General features: G+C 71.7%; 21 protein-coding genes. 14 read left to right on the top strand and 7 right to left on the bottom strand.

The window, feature by feature from the left end:
* The first annotated feature begins 48 nt into the window (after positions 1 to 48).
* The gene (locus tag ABII15_RS16505) at positions 49 to 822 is read left to right on the top strand and encodes an SDR family NAD(P)-dependent oxidoreductase (RefSeq protein ID WP_353943085.1); all 774 of its coding nucleotides are present in this window, start codon (positions 49 to 51) and stop codon (positions 820 to 822) included.
* A 4-nt stretch (positions 823 to 826) separates the two neighbouring features.
* Here ABII15_RS16505 and ABII15_RS16500 read toward each other — a convergent pair whose 3' ends face one another.
* The 3 genes from ABII15_RS16500 to ABII15_RS16490 all read right to left on the bottom strand — a co-directional run bounded on the left by ABII15_RS16500 (position 827) and on the right by ABII15_RS16490 (position 4,931).
* Complete coding sequence (locus ABII15_RS16500; protein WP_353943084.1) at positions 827 to 1,330, bottom strand: YbaK/EbsC family protein; 504 nt, start codon at positions 1,328 to 1,330, stop codon at positions 827 to 829.
* A gap of 57 nt (positions 1,331 to 1,387) precedes the next feature.
* Positions 1,388 to 2,986, bottom strand: a complete 1,599-nt coding sequence (locus ABII15_RS16495) for a penicillin-binding transpeptidase domain-containing protein (RefSeq protein ID WP_353947085.1) — start codon at positions 2,984 to 2,986, stop codon at positions 1,388 to 1,390.
* A gap of 289 nt (positions 2,987 to 3,275) precedes the next feature.
* Positions 3,276 to 4,931 (bottom strand): penicillin-binding transpeptidase domain-containing protein, encoded by a 1,656-nt coding sequence (locus ABII15_RS16490; RefSeq protein ID WP_353943083.1) that lies wholly within the window; start codon positions 4,929 to 4,931, stop codon positions 3,276 to 3,278.
* A gap of 316 nt (positions 4,932 to 5,247) precedes the next feature.
* On the opposite strand from ABII15_RS16490, the gene ABII15_RS16485 reads away from it, so the two are divergent.
* Positions 5,248 to 6,192 (top strand): GNAT family N-acetyltransferase, encoded by a 945-nt coding sequence (locus ABII15_RS16485; RefSeq protein WP_353943082.1) that lies wholly within the window; start codon positions 5,248 to 5,250, stop codon positions 6,190 to 6,192.
* Positions 6,193 to 6,204: 12 nt separating this feature from the next.
* Here the strand turns inward: ABII15_RS16485 and ABII15_RS16480 are convergent, their stop codons facing one another.
* On the bottom strand, positions 6,205 to 7,926 hold the full coding sequence (locus tag ABII15_RS16480) for a phospholipid carrier-dependent glycosyltransferase (RefSeq protein ID WP_353947084.1): 1,722 nt from the start codon (positions 7,924 to 7,926) through the stop codon (positions 6,205 to 6,207).
* Positions 7,927 to 8,084: 158 nt separating this feature from the next.
* On the opposite strand from ABII15_RS16480, the gene rsmI reads away from it, so the two are divergent.
* From rsmI to ABII15_RS16435, 9 genes are all read left to right on the top strand, one after another.
* Positions 8,085 to 8,996: a 16S rRNA (cytidine(1402)-2'-O)-methyltransferase gene (rsmI, locus tag ABII15_RS16475; RefSeq protein WP_353943081.1), complete on the top strand. Its 912-nt coding sequence runs from the start codon at positions 8,085 to 8,087 to the stop codon at positions 8,994 to 8,996.
* A 197-nt stretch (positions 8,997 to 9,193) separates the two neighbouring features.
* Positions 9,194 to 9,643 carry a hypothetical protein gene (locus tag ABII15_RS16470; RefSeq protein ID WP_353943080.1) on the top strand — a complete coding sequence of 150 codons (450 nt, stop codon included), beginning with the start codon at positions 9,194 to 9,196 and terminating at the stop codon, positions 9,641 to 9,643.
* Between the two features lie 24 nt (positions 9,644 to 9,667).
* Complete coding sequence (locus ABII15_RS16465) at positions 9,668 to 10,549, top strand: TatD family hydrolase (RefSeq protein ID WP_353943079.1); 882 nt, start codon at positions 9,668 to 9,670, stop codon at positions 10,547 to 10,549.
* Positions 10,550 to 10,695: 146 nt separating this feature from the next.
* Entirely contained in the window at positions 10,696 to 12,060 is a 1,365-nt protein-coding gene (locus tag ABII15_RS16460; RefSeq protein WP_353943078.1) for a ubiquitin-like domain-containing protein, read from the top strand.
* A 97-nt stretch (positions 12,061 to 12,157) separates the two neighbouring features.
* The gene (gene rsmA, locus ABII15_RS16455) at positions 12,158 to 13,024 is read left to right on the top strand and encodes a 16S rRNA (adenine(1518)-N(6)/adenine(1519)-N(6))-dimethyltransferase RsmA (RefSeq protein WP_353943077.1); all 867 of its coding nucleotides are present in this window, start codon (positions 12,158 to 12,160) and stop codon (positions 13,022 to 13,024) included.
* A complete protein-coding gene (locus tag ABII15_RS16450) occupies positions 13,021 to 13,920 on the top strand; it encodes a 4-(cytidine 5'-diphospho)-2-C-methyl-D-erythritol kinase (protein ID WP_353943076.1) in 900 nt (299 codons plus the stop codon). The genes rsmA and ABII15_RS16450 overlap by 4 nt, the downstream gene beginning before the upstream one ends.
* 558 nt (positions 13,921 to 14,478) lie before the next feature.
* Positions 14,479 to 16,284 carry an ABC-F family ATP-binding cassette domain-containing protein gene (locus ABII15_RS16445; RefSeq protein ID WP_353943075.1) on the top strand — a complete coding sequence of 602 codons (1,806 nt, stop codon included), beginning with the start codon at positions 14,479 to 14,481 and terminating at the stop codon, positions 16,282 to 16,284.
* A gap of 107 nt (positions 16,285 to 16,391) precedes the next feature.
* Entirely contained in the window at positions 16,392 to 18,032 is a 1,641-nt protein-coding gene (locus tag ABII15_RS16440) for a PQQ-binding-like beta-propeller repeat protein (RefSeq protein WP_353943074.1), read from the top strand.
* Positions 18,033 to 18,263: 231 nt separating this feature from the next.
* The gene (locus ABII15_RS16435; RefSeq protein ID WP_353943073.1) at positions 18,264 to 18,971 is read left to right on the top strand and encodes a LuxR C-terminal-related transcriptional regulator; all 708 of its coding nucleotides are present in this window, start codon (positions 18,264 to 18,266) and stop codon (positions 18,969 to 18,971) included.
* Positions 18,972 to 19,207: 236 nt separating this feature from the next.
* Here the strand turns inward: ABII15_RS16435 and ABII15_RS16430 are convergent, their stop codons facing one another.
* Together ABII15_RS16430 and ABII15_RS16425 are read right to left on the bottom strand one after the other, a co-directional pair.
* Entirely contained in the window at positions 19,208 to 19,498 is a 291-nt protein-coding gene (locus tag ABII15_RS16430; RefSeq protein WP_353943072.1) for a hypothetical protein, read from the bottom strand.
* Between the two features lie 18 nt (positions 19,499 to 19,516).
* Positions 19,517 to 21,202 (bottom strand): sodium:solute symporter family protein, encoded by a 1,686-nt coding sequence (locus tag ABII15_RS16425; RefSeq protein WP_353943071.1) that lies wholly within the window; start codon positions 21,200 to 21,202, stop codon positions 19,517 to 19,519.
* Positions 21,203 to 21,427: 225 nt separating this feature from the next.
* Between ABII15_RS16425 and galT the strand changes: the two genes are divergently transcribed.
* From galT to galK, 3 genes are read left to right on the top strand one after another with little or no spacing between them, the layout of a single operon-like run.
* Positions 21,428 to 22,492 (top strand): galactose-1-phosphate uridylyltransferase, encoded by a 1,065-nt coding sequence (galT, locus tag ABII15_RS16420; protein ID WP_353943070.1) that lies wholly within the window; start codon positions 21,428 to 21,430, stop codon positions 22,490 to 22,492.
* A complete protein-coding gene (galE, locus tag ABII15_RS16415) occupies positions 22,492 to 23,472 on the top strand; it encodes a UDP-glucose 4-epimerase GalE (protein ID WP_353943069.1) in 981 nt (326 codons plus the stop codon). Before galT ends, galE begins: the two co-directional genes overlap by 1 nt.
* A gap of 13 nt (positions 23,473 to 23,485) precedes the next feature.
* Positions 23,486 to 24,649 (top strand): galactokinase, encoded by a 1,164-nt coding sequence (gene galK, locus ABII15_RS16410; RefSeq protein ID WP_353943068.1) that lies wholly within the window; start codon positions 23,486 to 23,488, stop codon positions 24,647 to 24,649.
* A gap of 95 nt (positions 24,650 to 24,744) precedes the next feature.
* Here the strand turns inward: galK and ABII15_RS16405 are convergent, their stop codons facing one another.
* Positions 24,745 to 25,191: an N-acetyltransferase gene (locus ABII15_RS16405; protein ID WP_353943067.1), complete on the bottom strand. Its 447-nt coding sequence runs from the start codon at positions 25,189 to 25,191 to the stop codon at positions 24,745 to 24,747.
* Positions 25,192 to 25,278: the final 87 nt, after the last annotated feature.

Here is a 25,278-nt window from a genome sequence, read left to right as displayed (position 1 = left end):
GCGGACCCTGAGGGATCTCTCGGGGATGTCCCGGGTAGCGTCCCGGCCATGACACGTTTCGAGGGACACGCGGCCCTGGTCACCGGCGCCGGACGCGGTATCGGCGCCGCCGTCGCCCAGCGGCTCGCCGCGGAGGGCGCGAGCGTCCTCGTCACCGACATCGACCTCCCCGGCGCCCGCGAGACCGCCGCAGAGATCCGCGAACAGGGCGGTGAAGCACAGGAGTTCGGCTGCGACGTGGGCGACAAGGACTCCGTCCGGGCCGCCGTCGCGCACGCCGTCGACACCTTCGGCCGGCTGGACGTCCTGGTGAACAACGCCTACGGCTGCCACGCCGACGCCCCGCTGTTCGAGGACGAGGACGACGAGGGCTGGGCCCGCGACCTCGATCTCAGCCTCACCGGCGCCTACCGGTGCAGCCGCGCCGCCCTCCCGCACCTGGTCGCCTCCGGTCGCGGCGCCATCGTCAACATCGGCTCGGTGAACGGCATCCAGGACTTCGGCAACCACGCCTACAGCGCCGCGAAGGCCGGCCTGGCGTCGCTGACCCGCACCCTCGCCGGGCACGCGGGCCCGCGCGGTGTGCGGGTCAACCTCGTGGCGCCGGGGACGGTCCGCACGCGGGCCTGGGCGGACGGCGGCCGCGACCCGGACTCCGTACGGGGTCTCTATCCCCTCGGGCGGGTGGGGGAGCCCGAGGACATCGCGGCGGCCGTGGCGTTCCTGGCGTCCCGGGACGCCGCGTGGGTGACCGGGGTGGTGCTGCCGGTCGACGGCGGCCTCACCGCCGTCCACACGGGCTTCAAGGGCACGTCGGCCTAGGGGATCATTCCCGTACGTCCACGACCGTGGCGCCCGCGTGCGCGATCAGGTCGGCGGGTGCCATCGGGAAGACGGTGTGCGGGGTGCCGGCCGCCGCCCACACGGTGTCGTGGGCGAGCAGCGAGCGGTCGGCGAGCACCCGGGTCCGGTTCGCGTGCCCGAAGGGCGGGATGCCGCCGATCGCGTACCCGGTGAACTCCCGCACCACGTCGGCCTTGGCGCGGGTCACCTTGGCGGCGTCCAGCTCGCGCCGGACCAGCTCGACGTCGACCCGGGAGGCGCCGTCCATGAGGACCAGTACGGGCACGCCGTCCGCCGCGAAGATCAGCGACTTGCAGATCTGGCTGAGCGCGCACCCGATGGCGTCCGCCGCCTCCTGCGCGGTGCGGGCGCCCTCGGGGAAGGAGCGGACGCGCGGCAGGAGGTCGGCGAGGCCCATCGAGGTCACCGCCTCGGCGAAGCGGGGGTGGGCGGTACGGGGTCCGGCGGATTCGGTGGAGGACGTCATGGGCGGCACGCTAGTAGTCCGTGCACCGCCCACGCGACCCGGTTCCGACGGCCGGTGTCAGCCGCCGGTGAGGAGCATCTGCCGGACGACCGGGCCCGCCGAGTCGCCGCCGTGGCCGCCCGCCTGCACCACGGCCGCCGACGCCAGGTCACCGCGGTACGCCGTGAACCAGCCGTTCGGCTGCTTCTGTCCGTCGACCTCCGCCGAGCCGGTCTTCGCGCCCATGTCGGAGCCGAGCCCGGACATCGGCTCGACGGCCGTGCCCGCGACCGCCGTGTAGTGCATCAGCTCCCGCAGATCCGCCAGCGTCTTGGCGGACAGCGAGCGCGAGGCCTTCGCGAGCGTGCGGTGGTCGACGTCCGGCGAGACGAGGTACGGCTGGTGGAAGGTGCCGTTCTTCACGGTCGCCGCGACCGACGCCATGTTCAGCGGGTTCATCCGCACGCCGCCCTGCCCGATCAGCGAGGCGGCCATCTGCGCGTCCGACTGCACGGGCACCGAGCCGTCGAAACTGGACACGCCCACCGCCCAGTTGTTCATGCCGAGCCCGAAGACCTGCTGCGCCTGCTTGGTCAGCGAGTCATTGTCCAGCTTCGGCGCCTGGCTGATGAAGGCCGTGTTGCAGGACCGGGCGAAGCTGGCCTTGAACGTGCCGTTCTTGATCTGGAACTTGTCGTCGTTCTGGAACTTCCAGTGCCCGTACGTGAAGTACTTCGGGCACGGGTGCTCCTTGTCCACCCCCGCCAGCCCCTTCTCCAGGAGCAGCGACGAGGTGATGACCTTCATCGTCGAGCCAGGCGCCAGGGAGCCCTGGAAGGCCGTGTTGAAGCCCGGGCTGGAGTTGGCGACGGCGAGGATCTCGCCGGTCGACGGCCGGATCACCACCACCGAGGCCCGCTTGCGCGAGGCGACCTGCTTCTCGGCCGCCGCCTGGAGCGTGGGCGAGAGCGTGGTCGTGACCTTGCCGGGCGTGCCCTCGGAGAGGGCGAGCAGGGTCTTGTCCGGCTGGGCGTTCTTCTTCGACGACGCCTTGCGCACGATGCGCAGTTCGACACCGGCCGTGCCGCCCGCGGTCTTGCCGAACTTCTCGCGCAGCCCGTCCACGACGGTGGCGAGCGACGGGTACTTCTTCACGTCCAGCTCGCCGCCGTCCCGGTCGACGGCCTTCACCGGCGGATCGCCGGCCTCGCCGGTGACGAGCCGGTCGCCGTCGTGCAACTCCGGGTGCAGGACGGACGGTTGCCAGCCGACGAGCACCTTGCCGTCGCGCTTGCGGCGCACGGCCGTGAGCGAGGAGTCGTAGGCGAGGGGCTTGCTCAGCTTCTCGCCCGTGCCGGCCTTGCCCTTGTCGGACGCGCTCGGGTCGTAGGCGACCGTCGACGTCACGTGGAACGGCACCTTCGTGCCCGTCCGCTGCCCCGGCGTCAGCTTCACCCCGGTGAGGTGGGCGTCCTTGGTGAGGCCGGTGAGCGCCTTCTCGGCGGCCGCCGCGTCGTCGGTGTACGCGGCCGCCTTCGCCGCGTCGCCCTGCTGCCAGGCGGTCAGGAAGCCGTCGGCCGCCGTGCGGATCTCCTTGGCGGAGGGCGGGCCCGTCCTGATCCTCGGCTTCTCGTCGGCCGACGCCGAGCTGCCGTCGCGGCTCCCGGAGCCCTCCATCAGGACGTAGGCGCCGACGCCGGCTCCGACGACGGCGACGACCGCGGCGCCGCCGATCACCAGGGCGTTGAAGTTACGGCGCGCCGCCGGTTCGGGGCGCTTGCCTCTGGTGCCCAACGTTTTCCTCCGGGGGTGTAGCGGACGGTAAGCCTAGCCCCGCCAGGGGCGCGGGGAACTGCGCGGCCAGCCACGAACAAGCGGTACCCGCCGTAGTAGAGAACGCCGCAGACGCGCCTGCGGTTTCGTGTGGTTGCGCGCGCAGTTCCCCGCGCCCCTTACGGGGCGCTGCTCACCCGGCGTTCTTCAGCACCGTCGCCACGATGGGACCGGCCGCGGTACCCCCGTGACCGCCGTTCTCCACCATCGCGGCGGCGGTCGCGACCCCGTCTCGGTAGCCGGTGAACCAGGAGTCGGACACCGCCTGCCCGTCGCTCTCCGCCGAGCCCGTCTTGGCGCCGATGACCCCGGGCACCCCGGCCATCGCCTGGGTGGCCGTGCCGATCGGCGAGGTCGCCGTGGCGTGCATCATCGCCCTGAGCTGGGCCACGGTCGGCGCCGGCAGGCCCTGCGCGGTGGCCAGCTTGCGGTCGCCGTACTCGCGGGCGACGAGGATCGGCTGGCGGAACGTGCCGGTGATGGCGGTCGCGGTGACGGACGCCATGTTCAGCGGGTTCATCTGCACATTGCCCTGGCCGATCATCCCGGCCGGGTCCTGCGAGTCGCCGTTGACCGGGACGTTGCCGTCGAAGGACGGGATGCCGGTCTGCCAGTCCTGGTCCTTGCCGAGCCCGAACCGCCGGGTCGCCTCGGCCGCGAACTTGTCGGCGCCCAGGTCGTCGGAGAGCTTGATGAAGGAGGTGTTGCAGGACCGCTGGAAGCTGCTGCTGAGCGTCGCGTTCGCGTCCGGCGCCATGCCCTTGAGGTTGTGGAAGGTCTGGCCCAGCGCCAGCACCGAGTCGGCGCAGGGCGCCTTCGCGTTCATCGACGGCAGGACAGCGTTGTCGAGCAGCGCCGCCGCGGTGATGATCTTCATCGTGGAGCCGGGCGCGCGGTTCGCCGAGAACGCGGCGTTGAACTCCCCGTACCCGTGGTTGGCGACCGCGAGGACCCCGCCGGTCGTCGGGCTCACCGCCACCACGGCGGCCTTGGGGAACTTCGTCACGGCCTGCTCGGCCGCGGCCTGCGCGCTCGCGCTGATCGTCGTACGGAGCCTGCCGGGCCTGCCCTTGGCGAGCGTCACCAGCGTCTTGGCGGTCGTCGTCGTGCCGTCGGCGGCCGTCCGCTCGATGGACGTCTCCACGCCCGGCGAACCCCCGGTCTCGTCCCCGTACTTGGCGCGCAGCTGGTCGAGGACCGGGCCGAGGGAGGGGTACTTCCCGGCGGTCAGCACCGCCCCGTTGCGGTCCACGGCCTCGATGGGGGGCGCCGCCGCCTCACCGGTGACGAGCTTGTCGCCCTTGCGCAGGTCCGGGTGGAGCACGGACGGCTCCCAGTCGACCAGCGCGCGGCCCGTGGTCTCGCCGCGTACGACCGTCAGCGACGACGCGTACTCCAGCGTCCGGCTCTTCTTGTCGTAGGTGACCGTGGCCCTCACCTTGAACGGCACCTTGGCGCCGACCGCCTTGCCCGGCGTCAGCACGGTGCGCGTGATGAACGCCTCGTCGTGCCAGCCCTCGATCGCCGCCAGGGCGCCGTCGGCGTTGTTCGTGTAGTGCGCCGCCTCGTCCGGGTCGTTCTTCGACCACGCCGACAGGAACTTGTGCGACGTCTCCTTGATCTCGTCGCCCGTCGGCGGCCCGGTCCGCTTGGCCTGCGACCCGCCCAGCGACGACGAACCGCCGTCCCCCGTGACGGCCGACACGATGTTGTAGGCCCCGTACCCGGCGCCGCCCACCATCACGGTGAACACCCCGCCGACGATGGCGACCTTGACCCCCTTGCGCATGAGCGCCCCCTCCCCAGGTTTACGTACGGGACTCTAGGCACGGCGGTGCCGGTCGGGGCGGGGTGTTTTCCAGTTGGTGTCCGAAGGTGTCCGAAGAGTGATCACAAATACGGCCGAATGTGGTCTGGACCTGAGTGTCCGGTCATATCCGTGAACGTGTGGCGGCGGTTAATCCCGTTGTCCTGCGCAGGCCCCCCTGACAGGATCACCGCCGATCGCCTTCCGTGATCGACTCCTCGCGCCCGAAAGGCGCTCCTCGCGCCCGAAAGGCGACTGAATGACCTTGCCGAGCACCTCTGCTCCTCGTTTTTCCTCCGTGCCGGGACCCGGTACGGAACTGGACGACGTCCTCGCCCTGGCCTCGTCCGAGCCCGTGTGGCGGCTGTCCGCCGACGCGTACCGGGAGGAGGCCGCCCAGCGGCAGTACCGTCCGGAGTGGACCTGGGCCGCCCGGGACCGGGACGGCAGGGTGCTGGCCCGCGCCCTGTGGTGGGGGCAGAGCGACAGCGCGCACCCGCTCGCGCTGGACTGTCTCGCGACCGCCGACGAGGTGCCGCTCGCCGAGCGCGCCGCGCTGGCCGCGGCGCTCCTCGAAGCGGGACACCGGGCCTTCGCCGAGGCGGGCGCACAGGCCCCGCCGCTGTACAACCTCCTCCGCCTGCCCGGCGCGTGGCGCGACGACCCCGGGTGTGCCGCCGCCGTGGCCTGGCGCCGGGAGGCCGCCCGCCGCGCGGGGCTGAGCGTCGAGGTGGAGCGGCTCCAGTTCGAGTGGACGCCCGCGGAGCCGCTGCCCGCGGAGCCCGAACGGCTGGTGTTCTCCCCGGAGCCGGACGACGAGGTCTTCCTCGACGCGATGACGCGGGTCGCCGAGGGCACGCTCGACGCTCAGACCGTGGAGAGCGAGGCGGCGAGCGGCCGGGAGGCCGCCGCCCGCGAAAGCCTGCGGTTCTACCTCGACCGGCCCGGAAGGCGCGAGTGGTGGCGCCTCGCGCACACCCCGGACGGCGCCCTGGCCGGCCTGGCGATCCCCTCGGCCACCCCGTACCACCGCAACGTCGGCTACCTCGGCGTGGTCCCGGAACTGCGCGGCCGCGGCTACGTGTCGGAGATCCTCGCCGCCATCACCCGCTTCCAGGCCGCGGAGGGCGCGGACCGCGTCACGGCCACGACCGATCTCGGCAACCGCCCGATGGCGCAGGCGTTCGCCCGCGCCGGCTACCGGAACACGGAAACCCGGATCAACTTCTCCGCTCCGGTGTAGCGGCGAGGGCCACTACACCCACGTGTCGAGCCACATCCGCGACCGCCACGAGTCGATCGGGATCGCGGTGCCCGTGTAGATCGGCCAGAAGTACACGAAGTTCCACACGATCAGCAGGACGAGCACGCCGGCGCTCGCCGCCCCGACCATGCGGCGGCGTTCGCTCGAACCCGGCCTGCCGATGATCCCGCCCAGCATCATCGCCAGCGCCAGGCAGAGGAACGGCGCGAAGACGACCGCGTAGAAGTAGAAGATCGTCCGCTCCTGGTAGTTGAACCAGGGGAGGTAGCCCGCGGCGATGGCGCACGCGATCGCGCCCGCCCGCCAGTCGCGCCTGAACAGCCAGCGCCACAGCAGGAAGAGCACGGCGAAGCAGGCCGCCCACCACAGCAGCGGGGTGCCGAGGGCGAGGACCTCGCGGGCGCACTTCTCCGTCGCGTCCGCCGGATAGCCGTCCTGGCCCGCCGCCGGTGACTCGTAGAAGTACGAGACCGGGCGGCCGTCGACCATCCAGCTCCACGGGTTGGACTGGTAGGTGTGCGCGGAGGTCAGGTGGGTGTTGAAGTTCCAGACCTCGTGCTCGTAGTGCCACAGGCTGCGCACCCAGTCGGGCAGCCAGGTGAAGTGGCCGCCCTTGCCCGCGGTCACCGCCCAGTCGCGGAAGTAGCCGCCGGTGCCGTCGTCGGGGGAGAGGATCCAGCCGAGCCAGGACAGCAGATACGTGGCGACCGCGACCGGAACCGTGACGAGGAACGCCGGGAACACATCGTGCTTGAGCACGGCGAGATACGGGCGTTCGGCGCCCGCCACCCGGCGCGTACCGACGTCCCACAGCACCGTCAGCACGGCGAAGAAGGCCACGTAGATGAAGCCGTTCCACTTCGTGCCGGCGGCCAGGCCCAGGCAGAGCCCGGCGAGCAGCCGCCACGGGCGCCGGCCCAGGCGCAGCGTCTCCGCGATGTGCGCGTCGGGGCGGACCAGGCCGTACTCGTCCACCGGCAGCGCCGCCGCCATCCGTTCCCGGGTCCGGTCCCGGTCGACGACCAGGCAGCCGAAGGCCGCCACCACGAAGAACACCAGCACCGAGTCGAGCAGCGCGGTGCGGCTCATCACGAACGCCAGCCCGTCCACCGTGAGCAGCACCCCGGCGAGGCAGCCGAGGAACGTCGAGCGGAAGATGCGGCGGCCGATCCGGCACACCATCAGCACGCACAGGGTGCCGAGCAGCGCCGTCATGAACCGCCAGCCGAACGGATCGAATCCGAACAGCCATTCGCCGATCCCGATGACGTACTTGCCGACCGGCGGATGCACGACGTACGAGGCATCGGTCGGCAGCGGGATATCGCCATTGTTCTTCAGGATCAGGTCATTGGCGTCCTTGGGCCAATTCACCTCGAATCCGCGGTGGATGAGCGCCCACGCGTCCTTGGCGTAATACGTCTCGTCGAATATCACGGCTTTCGGGCTGCCGAGATTCCAGAAACGCAGCAGCCCCGCGACGAGCGTGACGAGCAGCGGGCCGCCCCAGCCCACGAGCCGGGACAGCTGACCGGCGGTGAACCGGCTGAGCCCGAACGACGCCCACAGCCGCGACGACGGCGCGGGGTACGACGGCACGAGGCGCTCGCTGACGGCGCCGTCTCTGGCCTCCGCGCCCCCTTCCGCCTCCGGGCCCCGGTAGCCGAACCTGCGCAGACCACGCAGCCACGCCGAGGCCTGCGGGGCCGCCAGGGAGGCCTGGTCCGGCGGGGGACTGGTCGCGTTCGCCTTGGCCGACGACGAGGTACTGGTCACCGCGCCATCGTAGGGAACCGCGCTGTGCGAGTCCCGTGGGCGTGGAGGAACAGCGCTGTGCGAGTCACGTCCGCCGTCCCTGCGAGGATGGAACCGTGACAGGAACCGCAGATTCAACCGGAACGCCCACGGGGCCGGACGCCGGGGCGCAGGCCGGGACGCTCGTGCTGGCCGGGACGCCCATCGGGGCCGTCTCGGACGCCCCGCCGCGGCTCGCCCAGGAGCTGGCCGTCGCCGATGTCGTCGCCGCCGAGGACACCCGCCGCATGAAGCGGCTCGCACAGGCGCTCGGGGCACAGGTCGGCGGGCGCGTCGTGTCGTACTTCGAGGGCAACGAGAGCGCGCGCACGCCCGAGCTGGTCGAGGCGCTGGCGGGCGGCGCCCGGGTGCTGCTCGTGACCGACGCCGGGATGCCGTCGGTGTCCGACCCGGGCTACCGCCTGGTCGCGGCGGCCGTGGAGCGCGGCATCCGGGTCACTGCGGTCCCCGGCCCGTCCGCCGTGCTCACCGCCCTGGCCCTGTCCGGGCTGCCCGTCGACCGGTTCTGCTTCGAGGGCTTCCTGCCGCGCAAGGCCGGAGAGCGCCTTTCGCGCCTCAAAGAAGTGGCCGAAGAACGACGCACCCTCGTGTACTTCGAGGCCCCGCACCGCCTCGACGACACCCTCGCCGCGATGGTCGAGGCGTTCGGCGGCGAGCGCAGGGCCGCCGTCTGCCGCGAGCTGACCAAGACCTACGAGGAGATCAAGCGCGGCCCCCTGAAGGACCTCGCGGAGTGGGCCGCCGACGGCGTGCGCGGCGAGATCACGGTCGTCGTGGAGGGCGCCCCGGAGAAGTCCGCCGCCGATCTCACCCCCGATGAGCTGGTACGCAGGGTGCGGGTGCGCGAGGAGGCGGGGGAGCGGCGCAAGGAGGCCATCGCGGCGGTCGCGACCGATGCGGGGCTACCCAAGCGGGTCGTCTTCGATGCCGTGGTCGCGGCAAAGAATGCCAATCGGAGCACCCCATAGGGGCGTAAAGGACGGACCCGGAAAGCAAAGCGAAGACCGGGTCACAGGGCCGGTACGGCAGGGAAGTGCCAAATCGGCTCCAACAGTCGACAGGTCTTTTGCGCTCTGCCCGGCGCGGGCGTCCACTGGTTGAAGGGACGCACCCGTCCCCACGCTGCCCCCGGGCAGCGCTTGTCCAGCGGACAAGAGGAGCTGGCATGAGCGAGTTCGCGGCCTCCAAGACGGCCACCAGTACACCCGCGCACCCGGTGACGAGCCGTGACGCGGCGATATCCGTCGTCCACGAGGCGTATGCGTTCGCCTGCATGCGCTGCGGGCACGGCTGGGAGCAGTCTTACGAGATAGAGCACCACATCGACGGCGAGGGTGCGGAGTTCGTGATGTACGTGGCGAACGGTGAGCGGGTGCCGTCGCCACTGAGCAGCCCCACCTGCCTGAACTGCGGCGGTCACGTCGTACGGATCATGCGGTCCGGCCGTGTGTCGTCCGTGCGGGACGTGATGCAGCGCCGGAACACCCCGCCGCCCGCCGGACCCGTCGAGGTCCCCGAGCAGGGCACCGAGCCCGACGCCCACCACCACTGGCACCTGTCCGACCTCCTGCACCCCTTCAGCCACCACCGCAAGGACGGCCCGAAGGCTTCCTAGCCGGGGCTTCGTAGGATCGGGGGCATGAGCCCCGATCGTGCCAAGGACGTCACCCCGCCACCGCTGCCCGCACCGCTCGCGGTCGAGGTCGCCGACTCCCACACCCACCTGGACATGCAGGCGGGCACCGTGGAGGAGGCCCTCGCCAAGGCGGCCTCGGTGGGGGTGACGACCGCGGTGCAGGTCGGCTGCGACCTGGCGGGCTCCCGCTGGGCGGCCGAGACGGCGGCGGCCCACGCCGCCGTGCACGCCACCGTCGCCCTGCACCCCAACGAGGCGCCCCGCATCGTCCACGGCGATCCCGACGGCTGGTCCCGGCAGGGCGCCCGCGCGCCGCTCGGCGACGCCGGGCTCGACGAGGCGCTCGCCGAGATCGACCGGCTCGCCGCGCTGCCGCAGGTCAAGGGCGTCGGCGAGACGGGCCTCGACTACTTCCGTACGGGACCGGAGGGCAAGGCCGCCCAGGAGAGGTCCTTCCGCGCCCACATCGAGATCGCCAAGCGGCACGGCAAGGCCCTCGTCATCCACGATCGCGAGGCGCACGACGACGTGCTGCGCGTCCTGAAGGAGGAGGGCGCCCCCGAGCGCACCGTCTTCCACTGCTACTCCGGCGACGCCGACATGGCGCAAGTCTGCGCGCGCAACGGCTACTTCATGTCGTTCGCGGGCAACATGACGTTCAAGAACGCGCAGCCGCTGCGCGACGCGCTCGCCGTGGCGCCGGCGGAACTGGTCCTCGTGGAGACCGACGCGCCGTTCCTGACCCCGGCCCCGTACCGCGGTCGGCCTAACGCCCCTTATCTCATTCCGGTCACGCTGCGGGCGATGGCCGAGGTCAAGGGCGTCACCGAGGAAGCCCTCGCGACGTCGGTCTCCGCCAACACGGCCCGCGCCTTCGGTTACTGACCCATAACGACCGGACCCGCTCACCTTCGGGCATGATCGCGACACTGCGTAGTCGCGCTGCTTTGGAGAGTGAGGAATGCTCCGCTAGGTTCTGCTCGCCCGATCCGCCCTCACCGGGCCGGACCCTTGGAGCGCCTGGAGCCTCGTTGAGCACATCGCCGTACGAGACGACGTATCAGCCGTCGTACGAGCCGCAGGACTCGTACCAGCCCTACGAGCCCTACGAGCCCTACGCGCCGGGTCACGGCGACACGTACCGGCCCGCCTACGAGTACGCGGCCCCGGCCGCCGAGCCGGAGCCGCCGGCCGCTCCCGCCGACGAGCCGCGGCTGCCGCGCCAGTCGGCGCGCGACGGCGGACGCGACGGCGGGCGGGCCGCCGCGCGCCGGGCCGCCCGCCGCAAGAAGAGCGACCCGCGCCCCGACGGGCTGCGCCGGCTGCTGCCGCAGGCCCTCGTCGTCGCGTTCCTCGCGGGCGGCACCTCGGCGTTCGTCGCCAACGACAAGGCCATCGAGCTCACCGTCGACGGCAAGGAACGCACCCTGCACACCTTCGCCGACGACGTCACCGAACTCCTCGCCGACGAGGGCGTCGCGGTCGGCGCGCACGATCTCGTCGCCCCCGCCGAGGGCACCGCCCTGGCCAGCGGCGACCAGGTCACCGTGCACTACGGGCGCCCCGTGCAGCTCACCCTCGACGGGCAGCGCCGCAAGGTGTGGACGACCGCCCACACCGTCGACGGGGCGCTGCGGCAGCTCGGGGTGCGGGCCGAGGGCGCGTACGTCTCCACGTCCCGCTCCCAGAGCATCGGGCGGCACGGGCTCGACCTCGCCGTACGCACCGAGCGCAGCGTCACCGTCATGGCCGACGGGCGGCGCCGCACCATCCGCACCAACGCGGCCACCGTGGGCGAGGCCGTCGGCGAGGCCGGGATCACGCTGCACGGCCAGGACACCACCTCGGTACCGGCGAGCAGCTTCCCGCGCGACGGGATGACGGTCACCGTGATGCGGGTGACCGGCACCAGGGAGACCCGCGAGGAGTCGATCCCGTTCGCCGTCGAGCGGACCCGGGACCCGTCGCTGTTCCTCGGCACCGAGGTCGTCGAGCAGGCCGGGGAGGCGGGGGTGAAGCGGGTGACGTACGAGCTGCGCACCGTCAACGGGGTCAAGCAGAAGCCGCGGCGCACGAAGTCCGAGGTGGTGCGGGAGCCGCGGTCCCGGGTGGTCAAGGTCGGCACCAAGCCGTTGCCGTCGTCCGTGGGCGGGGCCGACGGGCTGAACTGGTCCGGGCTCGCCGCCTGTGAGTCGGGCGGGCGGCCCGGGGCGCTGGACTCGACCGGTACCTACGGGGGCCTGTACCAGTTCGACACCCAGACCTGGCAGAGCCTCGGCGGCTCCGGCCGGCCGCAGGACGCGCCTGCCGCCGAGCAGACGTACCGCGCGAAGAAGCTCTATGTCCGGCGCGGGGCCAGCCCCTGGCCGCACTGCGGGCCCAGGCTGCACGGGTAGCCCTCCGGGCGCGGCCCCGGGTCGTCCGTTCGCCTGCGGCCGTCAGCCGAACGGCAACCGGGAGAACCCCCGGCGGGCCCACGGCTACCCTTGAGCCGTGAGCACCACAGAGCCTCAAGACCCCCTGCTCGGCGCGGCCGACATCCGCGAACTGGCGGCGGCACTCAACGTCCGGCCCACCAAACAGCGCGGCCAGAACTTCGTGATCGACGCGAACACGGTCCGCCGCATCGTCCGCACCGCGGAGGTCACCGGGGACGACAACGTCGTAGAGGTCGGACCGGGCCTCGGCTCGCTCACCCTCGCCCTGCTCGACGCGGCCCGCCACGTCACGGCGGTCGAGATCGACGACGTCCTCGCGGCGGCGCTCCCGGCGACCATCGCGGCCCGCCTCCCGGCGAAGAAGGACGCCTTCGACCTGGTCAACATCGACGCGATGCAGGTCACCGAACTCCCCGGCCCGCCCCCGACGGCCCTGGTCGCGAACCTGCCGTACAACGTCGCGGTGCCGGTGCTGCTGCACATGCTCGACACGTTCCCGACCATCGAGCGCACCCTCGTCATGGTCCAGGCCGAGGTCGCCGACCGCCTCGCGGCCCGCCCCGGCAACAAGGTCTACGGCGTCCCCTCCGTGAAGGCCAACTGGTACGCCGACGTCAAGCGCGCCGGCAGCATCGGCCGCAACGTCTTCTGGCCCGCGCCGAACGTCGACAGCGGCCTCGTCTCGCTGGTGCGCCGTACTGAGCCGGTCGCCACCACGGCCACCAAGGCGGAGGTCTTCGCCGTCGTCGACGCCGCGTTCGCCCAGCGCCGCAAGACGCTGCGCGCCGCGCTCGCCGGCTGGGCCGGATCGGCGCAGGCCGCCGAGGAGGCGCTGGTCGCGGCCGGAGTCTCCCCGCAGGCGCGCGGCGAGGCACTGACGGTGGAGGAGTTCGCCCGGATCGCGGAGGCCAGGCAGCAGTGAGTGTGACGGTACGCGTCCCCGCCAAGGTCAACGTCCAGCTCGCCGTCGGCGGCGCCCGCCCCGACGGCTTCCACGACCTGGCCAACGTCTTCCTCGCCGTCGGCCTCTACGACGAGGTGACCGTCGAGCCGGCCGACGAGCTGACCCTGACCTGCACGGGACCGGGCAGCGATCAGGTCCCCCTGGACCGGACGAACCTCGCCGCCCGCGCCGCGATCGCGCTGGCCGAGCGGCACGGGCTCGGCGACCCGAAGGTCCGTATCCACATCGCCAAGGACATCCCCGTCGCGGGCGGCATGGCGGGCGGCTCGGCCGACGCGGCCGGCGCCCTCGTGGCGTGCGACGCGCTGTGGGGCACCGGGGCGTCCCGCGCCGAACTCCTCGACATCTGCGCCGAGCTGGGCAGCGACGTGCCGTTCAGCCTGGTCGGCGGGGCGGCGCTGGGCACCGGCCGCGGCGAGAAGCTCCAGCCGCTCGACGTGGGCGGGGAGTTCTGGTGGGTGTTCGCCGCCGCCGACGGGGGGCTCTCCACCCCGGCCGTGTACCGCGAGTTCGACCGGCTCAGCCCCGAGGCGCCCGAGCCCGTCGCCGCTCCCGCGCTGCTCGACGCGCTGCTCACCGGCGACGTGGAGCGGCTCGCGGCCACCGTCACCAACGACCTCCAGCCCGCCGCGCTCTCCCTCTTCCCGTCCCTGAAGGAGACCCTCGACGCCGGTACGGCCGCCGGGGCCGTGGCCGCGCTGGTCTCCGGCTCCGGCCCGACGACGGCGTTCCTCGCGGCCGACGAGGCGGCGGCGCGGGGTGTCGCCGACGGTCTGGCCGCGTCGGGGACGTGCCGGTCGGTGCGGGTGGCGTGCTCGCCGGCGCCCGGGGCGACGGTACTCAGCGGTAACTGAGTACGCGCACGGTGCCGCTCCGCGGGGGCGGCGCGGGACGCTGTTCCGCATGCAGAGACCACGAGGTCGTCGACGTCGCCGGTTGCGCCGGGCCGCCGTGCCGCTCGGGGCGGTCGCCCTGTTCGGTCTGAACGCGGCGTTGGCCGCCCGCGGGCATCCGTTGCCGCCGCCCGGGCTCGGCGGCGGCGCCGGGCGCCTGGCCCGCCCCCGTGAGATGGCCCCGCTGGTCAGGACCCGCCTCCACCGGCCCCGCCCGACCGCCTCGCGCCCTTCCCACCGTCGTGGCTGGTCGCGCAGTTCCCCGCGCCCCTGAAGGCATGCGCTTCGCGCGCCTTCCCTGGGCGAGCGGAGCTCGCTTCAGGGGCGCGGGGAACTGCGCGGGAAGCGGCCACCGGGCCGCGCGTGACGAACCGCCCAGGGGCGCGGGGAACTGCGCGACCAGCCCCCACCGGAGCCGCACACGACGGACGGCAGGACGAGGCGGACGTGCTCCCGACTACGCTGGACAGCCGGGCCCACCCCGCCAGGGCCCGGCGAAACCCCCGCGGCAGGAGCGAAATGGCAGTCAATCTGGTCAATGTCGAGGCAGTCACCAAGGTGTACGGCACCCGTGCCCTCCTCGACGGCGTCTCCCTCGGCGTGCAGGAGGGCGACCGGATCGGCGTCGTGGGCCGCAACGGCGACGGCAAGACCACCCTCATCCGCATGCTGGCCAAGCTGGAGGAGGCCGACACCGGCCGGGTCACCCACAGCGGCGGCCTGACCCTCGGCGTGCTCACCCAGCACGACTCCCTCGACCCCGAGGCCACCGTCCGCCACGAGGTGATCGGCGACCTCGCAGACCACGAGTGGGCGGGCAACGCCAAGATCCGCGACGTGCTCACCGGCCTCTTCGGCGGGCTCGACCTGCCGGGCTTCCCGCAGGGCCTCGACACCGTCATCGGCCCGCTCTCCGGCGGCGAGCGCCGCCGCATCGCGCTGGCCAAGCTGCTCATCGCCGAGCAGGACCTGATCGTCCTCGACGAGCCCACGAACCACCTGGACGTCGAGGGCATCTCCTGGCTGGCCCGTCACCTCCAGGCCCGCCGCTCCGCCCTCGTCTGCGTCACCCACGACCGCTGGTTCCTCGACCAGGTCTGCACCCGCATGTGGGACGTGCAGAAGGGCGACGTCTACGAGTACGAGGGCGGCTACTCGGACTACGTGTTCGCCCGCGCCGAGCGCGAGCGGATCGCCGCGACCGAGGAGGCCAAGCGGCAGAACCTGATGCGCAAGGAGCTGGCCTGGCTGCGCCGCGGCGCACCGGCCCGCACCTCCAAGCCCCGCTACCGCATCGAGGCGGCCAACGAGCTGATCGCCGACGTGCCGCCGCCCCGCGACAAGAGCGAGCTGATGAAGTTCGCCAACGCCCGGCTCGGCAAGACCGTCTTCGACCTGGAGGACGTGACCGTCCAGGCCGGGCCCAAGGTGCTCCTGAAGCACCTGACCTGGCAGCTCGGCCCCGGCGACCGCGTCGGCCTGGTCGGGGTGAACGGCGCGGGCAAGACGTCCCTGCTGCGCGCGCTGGCCGACGCCGCCACCAGCCACGGCGACGACCAGCCCGCCGCCGGGAAGGTCGTCGTCGGCAAGACGGTCCGGCTCGCCTACCTCTCGCAGGACGTGACCGAACTCCCGGCCACCCTGCGGGTCCTTGAAGCCGTGCAGCAGATCCGCGACCGCGTCGACCTAGGCAAGGGCCGCGAGATGACCGCGGGCCAGCTGTGCGAGCAGTTCGGGTTCAGCAAGGAGAAGCAGTGGACGCCGGTGGGCGACCTCTCCGGCGGTGAGCGCCGCCGGCTGCAACTGCTGCGCCTGCTCATGGACGAGCCGAACGTCCTGTTCCTCGACGAGCCGACGAACGACCTGGACATCGAGACCCTCACGCAGTTGGAGGACCTGCTCGACGGCTGGCCGGGCTCCATGGTCGTCATCTCCCACGACCGGTTCTTCATCGAGCGCACCACCGACAACACCTTCGCGCTGCTCGGCGACGGCACGCTGCGGATGCTGCCGCGCGGCATCGACGAGTACCTGGAGCGCAGGCAGCGGATGATCGAGGCCGCCGCCCCGGCCCCGGCCGCCGCCGCGCCCGCCGCCAGGTCCGGCCCGTCCGCGGCCGATACCCGCGCCGCGAAGAAGGAACTCCAGAAGATCGAGCGGCAGATGGACAAGATCTCCCAGAAGGAGTCCAAGCTGCACACGCAGATCGCGGACAACGCGACGGACTTCGCCAAGGTGGCCACGCTCGACGCGGAGCTGCGGGAACTCGTCGCCGAGCGCGAGGAGCTGGAGATGCGCTGGCTGGAGCTGGCCGAGGACGCCTGACCCGGGGTCGCGAGACGGGTGGTAGAAAGAGGCGTCCGGAGCCCTGGGGAGGCGCGCGTCCGGACTCTCGTCGCCGGGGGGCCGTCAGCGTAGAAAGGGGAGGGCTGATGACTCAGCCGCCCGACCCGCGGCCGTCCGGCAGCACCCCCACCCCCCAGGGCGACCTGTTCCAAAAGCAGCCGCCACCCGTCGGCGGGTTCGGCCCGCCGCCCCCGCCGCGGACGCCCCCGCACCCGTACGCGTACGGGTATCCGCAGCCGCCGAGCACCCCGCCGAGCACCCCCGCCGGACGGCCCGGCGCGCCGGTCGTCCGGATCATCGCGGCCGCCGTCGCCGCCATCGCCCTGATCATCGGCGTGGGCGTCCTGTACGCCACATCCGACGACGGCGGCGGCGACAGCCCGGCCGGCACCGCGGCCGACGGCAAGCGCGGCGGGAGCGACGCCAGCGGCTCGGTATCCGGGTCCGGCTTCGGCGCCCCGGGCGAGGAGAAGGTCCCCGCCGACCCCGCCGCCCGGCTCGCTTTCGCGCTGCCCGCGCCCAAGGTCGCCCCCGGTCACGTGGACAGCGTCGTGGGCTCCTGGCTGACCGACCGTACGTACGCCAGGGCGGGCGTCGGCGAGATCGTCGGCCACGACCCCGCGACCGGCAGGAGGACCTGGACGCTGCGGCTGCCCGGCCAGACCTGCGGCGCCACGAAGGACGTCACCAAGGACGCGCTGGCCGCCGTCGTCAGCGAGAACGGCGCACGCGCCGCGGACGGCCGGCACCGGGCCTGCTCGCAGATCACGCTGTTCGACGTGAACACCGGCAAGAAGGTGTGGACGAAGAGCATCGGCACGGGCACCGCGGTCGTCCCGTTCGAGGAACCGGTCCTCTCCGGCGACACCCTGGCGCTCGGCGGCGGTCTGCACGGCGGCGCCGCCCTCGACATCAAGACCGGCCGGATCCTGTGGCAGCCGCAGAGCGGCACCTGCGAGGACGTCGGCTACGCGGGCGGCGCCCAGCTGGCCACCGTCCGCAAGTGTGGGGGCCGCGGCCAGGAGCAGTACGAGGTCCAGCTCCTCGATCCCAGGACCGGTCGCCCCCAGTGGACGTACCAGCTCGCCGACGGCGTCCGCAGCGCCCGGGTGCTCTCCACCGACCCGGTCGTGGTCGGCGTCGGCACGGGGGAGGGCGCCGCGGGCACCGTCACCGGCATCATCCCGATGAGCGCCACCGGCCGGCCCCTGTCCACTGTCTCGCTCGACCCCGACGCGTACGACCTCGGCTGCGACGTCGGCCGGACCGACGGCTGCCGGAAGATCGTCGTCGGCAACGGGCGGGTCTATCTGGCCACCCGCCGGCACGACGGCGGCCCCACCGGCACGACCAACGAGATCGTCTCCTACGGCCTCGCCTCCGGGCGGCTCACCGGCGACCGGGCCGCGGGCGGCGCCTACCAGGTCTTCCCCCTCCGGATGGACGGCGGGAACGTCCTCGCCTACGAGGACGGCTCGTTCGACAAGGGCGTGCGCGTCGTCTCGATCGATCCCCGGTCCATGAAACAGACGGAGCTGCTGCGGACCCCGGCCGACGACAGGGCCGCGTACGCGGTGAGCGGTATGGTCGTCGGGCTCACCGGCTCCGAAGTCCGTTACTCGGGCGGCCGGTTGTTCCTCGGCAAGGCGCTGATCAGCGGGCCCGCCTCGAAGGACCACAAGGAGTACACGGCCGTCGCCTTCACCGCGGGCTCACGCGCGCACTGATCACAACCGGGCGTCAGGTGACCTGCTTTTACGCTCCCGCACCCCCAATCACCCCCGAAAAGCTGCGATTTCAGCATTCAGGGCCGCTTCTGACCGGTAGGGGGCGCGCAACGTCGAACAAGCGTGTAGCTTCCGGTGGATGAAGGAGGACGGGGAGTCGGGGGGCTCGCCTGTCCGTGGGGGGCCCAGGGGACATGTGCTGCTTCTGGGTCGAACTGGGGGGTTGGCCCGATGGGAGTGCGGCTCATGGTGGTCGACGACCACCGACTGCTGGCCGAGGCGCTCGCCTCGGCCCTGAAACTGCGCGGACACCGTGTCCTCGCCGCGGCCGCGCCCGCCGCGGGCGCCGCCGAACTGGTCATCTCCCGCGCCCCGGAGGTCTGCCTCCTGGGCACCTCGGTCCCGGCGGAGCCGGGCACCTTCGACCCGGTCGTCCGGATCAAGAAGGAGCGCCCCCAGGTGGCGGTGGTGGTCCTCGGCCCGGTGCCGTCCCCGCGCGGCATCGCGGCGGCGTTCGCCGCGGGCGCCTCCGGCTACGTACGGCACGACGAGCGCATAGAGGGGGTGGAGCGGGCCCTGATGAAGGCGCGCGCGGGCGAGGCGGCCGTGGCGCCGGCGCTGCTCCAGGGCGCGTTCAGCGAACTGCTCAACCCGGCGGCCCAGCCGGACGACGAGGGGCAGCGGCTGCTCCAGATGCTGACCCCGCGCGAGGTCGAGGTCCTGGTCCGGGTCGCGGACGGTGAGGACACCCGGCTGATCGCGGCGGGCATGGGCATCGCCCCGTCCACGGCCCGCACCCACGTCCAGCGCGTCCTGATGAAGCTGGGCGTCGGCTCCCGCCTGGAGGCCGCCGCCCTCGCGGCCCGCACGGGCCTGCTCGACCGGGCGGGCCCGGTGGGTGGCGAGCAGCCTTCCGCTTCCCATGAGCAGGAGTCGTGAGCTATAGTCGATCTTGCGTTCGGCGCTGCAACTGGCAGAGCGGAACAGTGCGTTGGTGGTCCAAGGAAAGACGCCCCGCTTCCTGCGGGGAAATGCAGGTGCAAGGCCTGCCCGGCGCTCCACAGGCAGAAGGCCCACCCCGTTCCGACGGGGTGGGCCTTCTGCGTGGTGCGGAAGCGGCACACGGGAACGGGCCGGAGGCACCGCACTTCGGCGGCGCCTCCGGCCCGTTCCGGTTACGCGTCCTCGTCCGGCGTCGGCGGTGCCGTCGGGCGGAGTTTCAGCCAGACCAGGAAGAAGATGCCGAGGGCCAGCATGCCGATGCCGGTCCACAGGTTGATGTTGATGTCCTGGGCCTTCTTCAGGTCGGCGTCGGACGCGGTGATGCCCGCGATGGTGACGATGACGCCGTACACCACGAACAGGCCGCCGATGATGCGGCGGATGTCGAAGAGCCGGGCGGCCGTCGCGGACTTGGCCTCCAGCTCCTTCACCTCGTCCACGTGCGGGTTCTTGTTCTCACTCATGTCGTGTTACCTCGGGCCTCAGAAGGAGAACGGGATGTAGCAGATGACGGCGAGGGCGATCGCGCCCCAGCCCAGCAGGGCCGGCTTGCGGTACCAGGCGTCGTCACCCTCGGCCGGCGGCTCTTCCATGCCCGGCGACTTGGTCCCGTAGACGAGACCGGCCAGTTCCTCGGCGGACTTGGACTTGGTGCAGAGCGTGACCACGAACATCACGACCGCGCCGACCACGAAGGCGACGATCGACGAGACGAAGTTGGCGCCCTGGTCCGAGGGGATGTCGATGACGCCCTGCTTGTAGAGCCAGAAGTAGTTCACCATCGCGGCGACCGTGCCGGACAGCAGGCCCCAGAAGCCGGCCGCGGCCGTGGTGCGCTTCCAGAACATGCCGATGATGAAGACCACGAACAGCGGGACGTTGAAGAAGGAGAACAGCGTCTGCAGGTAGTTCATGATGTTGCTGAAGCTGCCCGCGATGAACGCCGTGCCCATGCCGATGACGACGCCCACGGCGGTCACCACACGGCCGGTCTTCAGGTAGTACGTGTCGCTCTGGTTCTTCTTGAGGTACGCGCCCCAGATGTCGTTCGTGAACACGGTGTTGAACGACGAGATGTTGGCCGCCATACCGGCCATGAAGGCCGCGAGCAGACCGGTCACCGCGATGCCGAGGACACCGTTGGGCAGCAGGTCGCGCATGAGGACCGGGATCGCGTCGTTGTACTGGAGCCCGTCCTTGCCGCCCTTGCCGAGCGAGGGCTCCATGACCAGGGCGATCAGGCCCGGGATCACGACGACCATCGGAATGAGGATCTTGGGGAACGCGGCGATCAGCGGCGTGCGCTTGGCGGCGGAGAGGTTCTTCGCGGACAGGGCGCGCTGCACCTCGGCGAAGTTCGTCGTCCAGTAGCCGAAGCTCATCACGAAGCCGAGGCCGAGCACGATGGTCAGCCAGTTCGCGCCGAGCGGGTTGGACGAGCCGATGCCGGTGCCCTGCCACGCCGTCATGAACGAGTCGCCGTGCGACGACGACAGGGAGTCGGATATGCCGTCCCAGCCGCCGACGCGCTTGAGGCCGACGATGGTCAGCGGGATCAGCGCGGCGAGGATCACGAAGAACTGCAGGACCTCGTTGTAGATCGCCGAGGACAGGCCGCCGATCGTGATGTACGCGAGGACGAACAGGCCGGCGACGACGATCGCGAGCCACTGCGGCCAGCCGAGCAGCGCCTTGAGCACCAGCGCCATCGCGTACAGGTTGACGCCCGCGATCAGCACCGACGAGACGGCGAAGATGATCGAGGAGAGCAGGTGGGAGGAGGGCCCGAAGCGGTGCAGCAGGAACTCGGGGACCGAGCGCACCTTCGACGAGTAGTAGAACGGCATCATCACCAGGCCGAGGAAGACCATGGCCGGGATGGCGCCGATCCAGTACCAGTGGACGGTGTAGACGCCGTACTGGGCGCCGTTGGCCGCCATGCCGAGGATCTCGGTCGCGCCCAGGTTGGCCGCGACGAAGGCGAGGCCGGTCACCCATGCGGGCAGGGAGCGGCCGGAGAGGAAGAAGTCGAGGCTGGTCTTCACCGAGCGGCGGGCCATGAAGCCGATGCCGAGGACGACGACGAAGTAGATCGCGAGGATCGCGTAGTCGAGGCCGTTGGTGGGCAGCCGTAGCCCTGCCGCGAGCGTGGTTGTGGGGGACAGCATGAGTACTCGCTTCGTTGCGCGAACTGAAACAGTCCGGAACCTACGCCTCCGTCTTCAATAAGTGAACACTTATTTTGATGTTCTTTGTTTGATTGTGATCGAAGCCTCGGGGGCGTGCGGGATCGAGCAGGGTCCGGCCGTGCCGTATCCCTTGACGCACTTGTTGCCTTATGCTTTGTTGTGTTTGGTTCTGTTTGTTTGTTGGTGCGATGAGGAGCATCGGACGTGAAGAAGACGTCGACCCGGCTCGCCGACGGTCGTGAACTGATCTATTACGACTCGCGGGACGACGTCGTGCGCGACGCCGTGGACCGGCGCCCCCTCGATCCCACGGTCACCACCTCCGAGATCCGCCGCGACCCGCTGCTCGGCGACGCGGTCGCCGTCGCCTCGCACCGGCAGGGCCGCACCTACCACCCACCGGCCGACGAATGCCCCCTGTGCCCCTCGGAAAACGGCAGGCTCTCCGAGATCCCGGATTCCTCCTACGACGTCGTCGTCTTCGAGAACCGGTTCCCCTCGCTCGCCGGTGACGCCGGTCGCTGCGAGGTGGTCTGCTTCACCTCCGACCACGACAAGTCCTTCGCCGATCTGAGCGAGGAGCAGGCCGGGCTCGTCCTGGAGGCGTGGACCGACCGCACGGCGGAGCTGTCCCATCTCGACTCCGTCGAACAGGTCTTCTGTTTCGAGAACCGCGGCGCCGAGATCGGCGTCACCCTCGGCCACCCGCACGGGCAGATCTACGGCTACCCCTTCACCACCCCGCGCACCGCGCTGATGCTGCGCTCGGCGGCCCAGCACAAGGAGCAGACCGGCGGGCGGAACCTGTTCGCCGACGTCGTCGAGAAGGAGATCGAGGACGGCAGCCGGATCGTCCTGGAGGGCGAGCACTGGGTGGCCTTCGTGCCCTACGCCGCCCACTGGCCCTACGAGGTCCACCTCTACCCCAAGCGCCAGGTCCCGGACCTGCTCGCGCTGGACGACGACGCCCGCACAGAATTCCCCAAGATCTATCTGGAACTGTTGAGGCGCTTCGACCGGATCTTCGGGGAGGACCAGCCGGCGACGCCGTACATCGCCGCCTGGCACCAGGCCCCGTTCGGCCCGCTGGACGAGTTCGAGGGCGTCACCCGTGACGACTTCGCGCTGCATCTGGAGCTTTTCACCATCCGCCGGACTTCCGGCAAGCTGAAGTTCCTCGCGGGCTCCGAGTCCGGCATGAGCGTGTTCATCAACGACGTGCCGCCGGAGACCGCGGCCGAGCGACTGCGAGAGGTAGCGAGCAAGTAATGGGCAAGGCCGAATCTCGGAAGTACATGGTCACGGGCGGCGCCGGATACGTCGGCAGCGTCGTCGCGCGGCACCTGCTGGAGGCGGGCCACGAGGTCACCGTCCTGGACAACCTCTCCACCGGCTTCCGCGAGGGCGTCCCCGCCGGGGCCGACTTCGTCGAGGGCGACATCCGCGACGCCGCCAAGTGGCTCGACGCCTCCTTCGACGCCGTGCTGCACTTCGCCGCCTTCTCGCAGGTCGGCGAGTCCGTCGTGAAGCCCGAGAAGTACTGGGACAACAACGTCGGCGGCACCATGGCGCTGCTCGCCGCGATGCGCGCGGCCGGAGTGCGGAAGCTCGTCTTCTCCTCCACCGCCGCCACCTACGGCGAGCCGGTCAGCACCCCGATCACCGAGACCGACCCGACGGCGCCCACCTCGCCCTACGGCGCCTCCAAGCTGGCCGTCGACCACATGATCACCGGCGAGGCGAAGGCCCACGGACTGGCGGCCGTCTCGCTGCGCTACTTCAACGTGGCGGGCGCGTACGGCGACTGCGGCGAGCGGCACGACCCCGAGTCGCACCTCATCCCGCTCGTCCTCCAGGTCGCCCAGGGCCGCCGCGAGGCCATCTCGGTCTACGGCGACGACTACCCCACCCCCGACGGCACCTGCGTGCGCGACTACATCCACGTCGCCGACCTCGCCGAGGCCCACCTCCTGGCCGTCGAGGCCGCCCGCCCCGCCGAGCACCTGATCTGCAACCTCGGCAACGGCAACGGCTTCTCGGTCCGCGAGGTCATCGAGACCGTCCGCAAGGTCACCGGCCACCCGATCCCCGAGGTCGTCGCCCCGCGCCGCGGCGGCGACCCGGCGGTCCTGGTCGCCTCCGCCGCCACCGCGCGCGAGCGCCTCGGCTGGAACCCGTCCCGCGCGGACCTCGCGGGAATCGTCGCCGACGCCTGGGAGTTCGCCCAGGCGCGCCAGCAGGAGAAGTAGGGGGCCCCGAGCCATGTCCATCGCCGCGCAGTTCAGTGATCTGTACGGGTACGAGCCCGCCGGGGTGTGGGCGGCCCCGGGCCGCGTGAACCTCATCGGTGAGTACACCGACTTCAACGAGGGCTTCGTGCTGCCCCTCGCGCTGCCGCACACCGCCGTGGCGGCCGTGGCCAGGCGGGACGACGGGGTGCTGCGGCTGCACTCGGCCGACATCGACGCCCCCGTCGCCGAACTGCGCGTCGACGAGCTGACCCCGCTCAGCAAGTACGGGCAGGGCGGCTGGGCCGCGTACCCGGCCGGAGTGGTCTGGGCGCTGCGCGAGGCGGGCCACACGGTCACCGGCGCGGACCTACACCTCGCCTCCACCGTGCCGACCGGGGCGGGCCTGTCCTCCTCGGCGGCCCTGGAGGTCGTGACGGCGTACGCGCTCAACGACCTGTTCGGCTTCGGCCTCACCGCGCCGGAGCTGGCCGTCCTCGCCCAGCGCGCCGAGAACGTGTTCGTCGGCGTCCCGTGCGGGGTCATGGACCAGATGGCGTCCGCGTGCGGCGAGGAGGGGCACGCGCTGCACCTCGACTGCCGCGACCTGTCGATCCGACAGGTCCCGTTCGACCTGTCTGACGAGGGGCTCCAGCTCCTCGTGGTCGACACCCGTGTCAAGCACGAGCTGGGCGACGGGGCGTACGCGGAGCGGCGGGCCGGCTGCGAGGAGGGCGCCCGGGTGCTCGGCGTCTCGCACCTGCGCGACGTCCCGTACGAGGGACTCGACGAGGCCCTCGCCACGCTGGAGCGGGCCGAGGTCGACGAGAAGGTCGTCCGCTACGTCCGGCACATCGTCTCCGACGACCACCGGGTGGAGCGGGTCATCGAGCTGCTCGACGCCGGTGACGTGCGCGCGATAGGGCCCGTCCTCAACGAGGGGCACGTCTCGCTCCGCGACGACCTGCGGATCTCCTGCCCGGAGCTGGACCTGGTCGTCTCCACCGCCGTCGCGTCCGGCGCGGTCGGGGCGCGGATGACCGGGGGCGGGTTCGGCGGGTCGGCCGTGGTGCTGGTCGAGGACGGGGACGCGGAGGCGGTGACGAAGTCGGTGCTGGCCGCCTTCGAGGGGGCCGGGTATACGGCTCCCCGGGTTTTTGCCGCCGTGCCTTCTGCCGGGGCCCGGCGACTGGGCTGAGGTTTCGCCTTCGCCGTGGGGGCTGTGGGGAGTGTGCGGCTTTCGCGCCGTCGTGGCTGGTCGCGCAGTTCCCCGCGCCCCTTCGGGGGCGCTCCCTAGCCCAGCCGTTTTGTCAACGTGAACTCTTTGACCCCCGGGGGATAGTCGGGGATCACCGACACCACCTCGTAGCCGTGCTGGCGGTAGAAGCCCGGGGCCTGGAAGTCCCAGGTCTCCAGGCGGGAGTTGGCGCATCCGTGGTGTTCGACGGCGAGGTTTTCGGCCTCGGTCAGCAGGCGGGAGCCGAGGCCCGCGCCGCGGTGACGGTCCGCGACCCAGAGCAGGTCAACGTGGAGCCAGGTCGCCCAGACATGGGCGTCGAGCCCGCCGGCGAGCGAGCCGTCCGCCGGATCGAACGCCCATACCTGCAACGGCAGTTCGCGCTCGTCAGGGGTGCCGCGCAGGGCGCGGATCGCGGGTGATGCCGCCGTGTTGGTGTCCCTCAGCAGCGAGCGGAGCAGAAGACCGCGCTCTTTGTCGACTTCTGTCTCAAAGCGAAACATGTGTCCCACGATAAACGCGCTGGACAGTCGCCGGTCAGTCAACTGGGAACCAGTTCTGCGAATTGCCTTCCCCTCGGGGCGCGCAGC

Origin of the sequence: Streptomyces sp. HUAS MG91, assembly GCF_040529335.1 — a bacterium.
In the GTDB taxonomy this organism is placed as follows: Bacteria; Actinomycetota; Actinomycetes; order Streptomycetales; family Streptomycetaceae; genus Streptomyces; species Streptomyces tabacisoli.
Note: the sequence above shows the minus strand (reverse complement) of the source record. Positions and strands in the feature narration are given on the sequence as shown.

Excerpts from the sequence above, each read along its gene's own strand:
- ABII15_RS16505 (WP_353943085.1), top strand. The coding sequence starts at position 49 with ATGACACGTTTCGAGGGACACGCGGCCCTGGTCACCGGCGCCGGACGC.
- ABII15_RS16465 (WP_353943079.1), top strand. The coding sequence starts at position 9,668 with ATGAGCCCCGATCGTGCCAAGGACGTCACCCCGCCACCGCTGCCCGCA.
- galE (WP_353943069.1), top strand. The coding sequence starts at position 22,492 with ATGGGCAAGGCCGAATCTCGGAAGTACATGGTCACGGGCGGCGCCGGA.
- ABII15_RS16440 (WP_353943074.1), top strand. The coding sequence starts at position 16,392 with ATGACTCAGCCGCCCGACCCGCGGCCGTCCGGCAGCACCCCCACCCCC.
- galK (WP_353943068.1), top strand. The coding sequence starts at position 23,486 with ATGTCCATCGCCGCGCAGTTCAGTGATCTGTACGGGTACGAGCCCGCC.
- ABII15_RS16425 (WP_353943071.1), bottom strand. The coding sequence starts at position 21,202 with ATGCTGTCCCCCACAACCACGCTCGCGGCAGGGCTACGGCTGCCCACC.
- ABII15_RS16490 (WP_353943083.1), bottom strand. The coding sequence starts at position 4,931 with ATGCGCAAGGGGGTCAAGGTCGCCATCGTCGGCGGGGTGTTCACCGTG.
- ABII15_RS16495 (WP_353947085.1), bottom strand. The coding sequence starts at position 2,986 with ATGGAGGGCTCCGGGAGCCGCGACGGCAGCTCGGCGTCGGCCGACGAG.
- ABII15_RS16500 (WP_353943084.1), bottom strand. The coding sequence starts at position 1,330 with ATGACGTCCTCCACCGAATCCGCCGGACCCCGTACCGCCCACCCCCGC.
- ABII15_RS16470 (WP_353943080.1), top strand. The coding sequence starts at position 9,194 with ATGAGCGAGTTCGCGGCCTCCAAGACGGCCACCAGTACACCCGCGCAC.
- ABII15_RS16445 (WP_353943075.1), top strand. The coding sequence starts at position 14,479 with ATGGCAGTCAATCTGGTCAATGTCGAGGCAGTCACCAAGGTGTACGGC.
- ABII15_RS16405 (WP_353943067.1), bottom strand. The coding sequence starts at position 25,191 with ATGTTTCGCTTTGAGACAGAAGTCGACAAAGAGCGCGGTCTTCTGCTC.
- ABII15_RS16430 (WP_353943072.1), bottom strand. The coding sequence starts at position 19,498 with ATGAGTGAGAACAAGAACCCGCACGTGGACGAGGTGAAGGAGCTGGAG.
- ABII15_RS16435 (WP_353943073.1), top strand. The coding sequence starts at position 18,264 with ATGGGAGTGCGGCTCATGGTGGTCGACGACCACCGACTGCTGGCCGAG.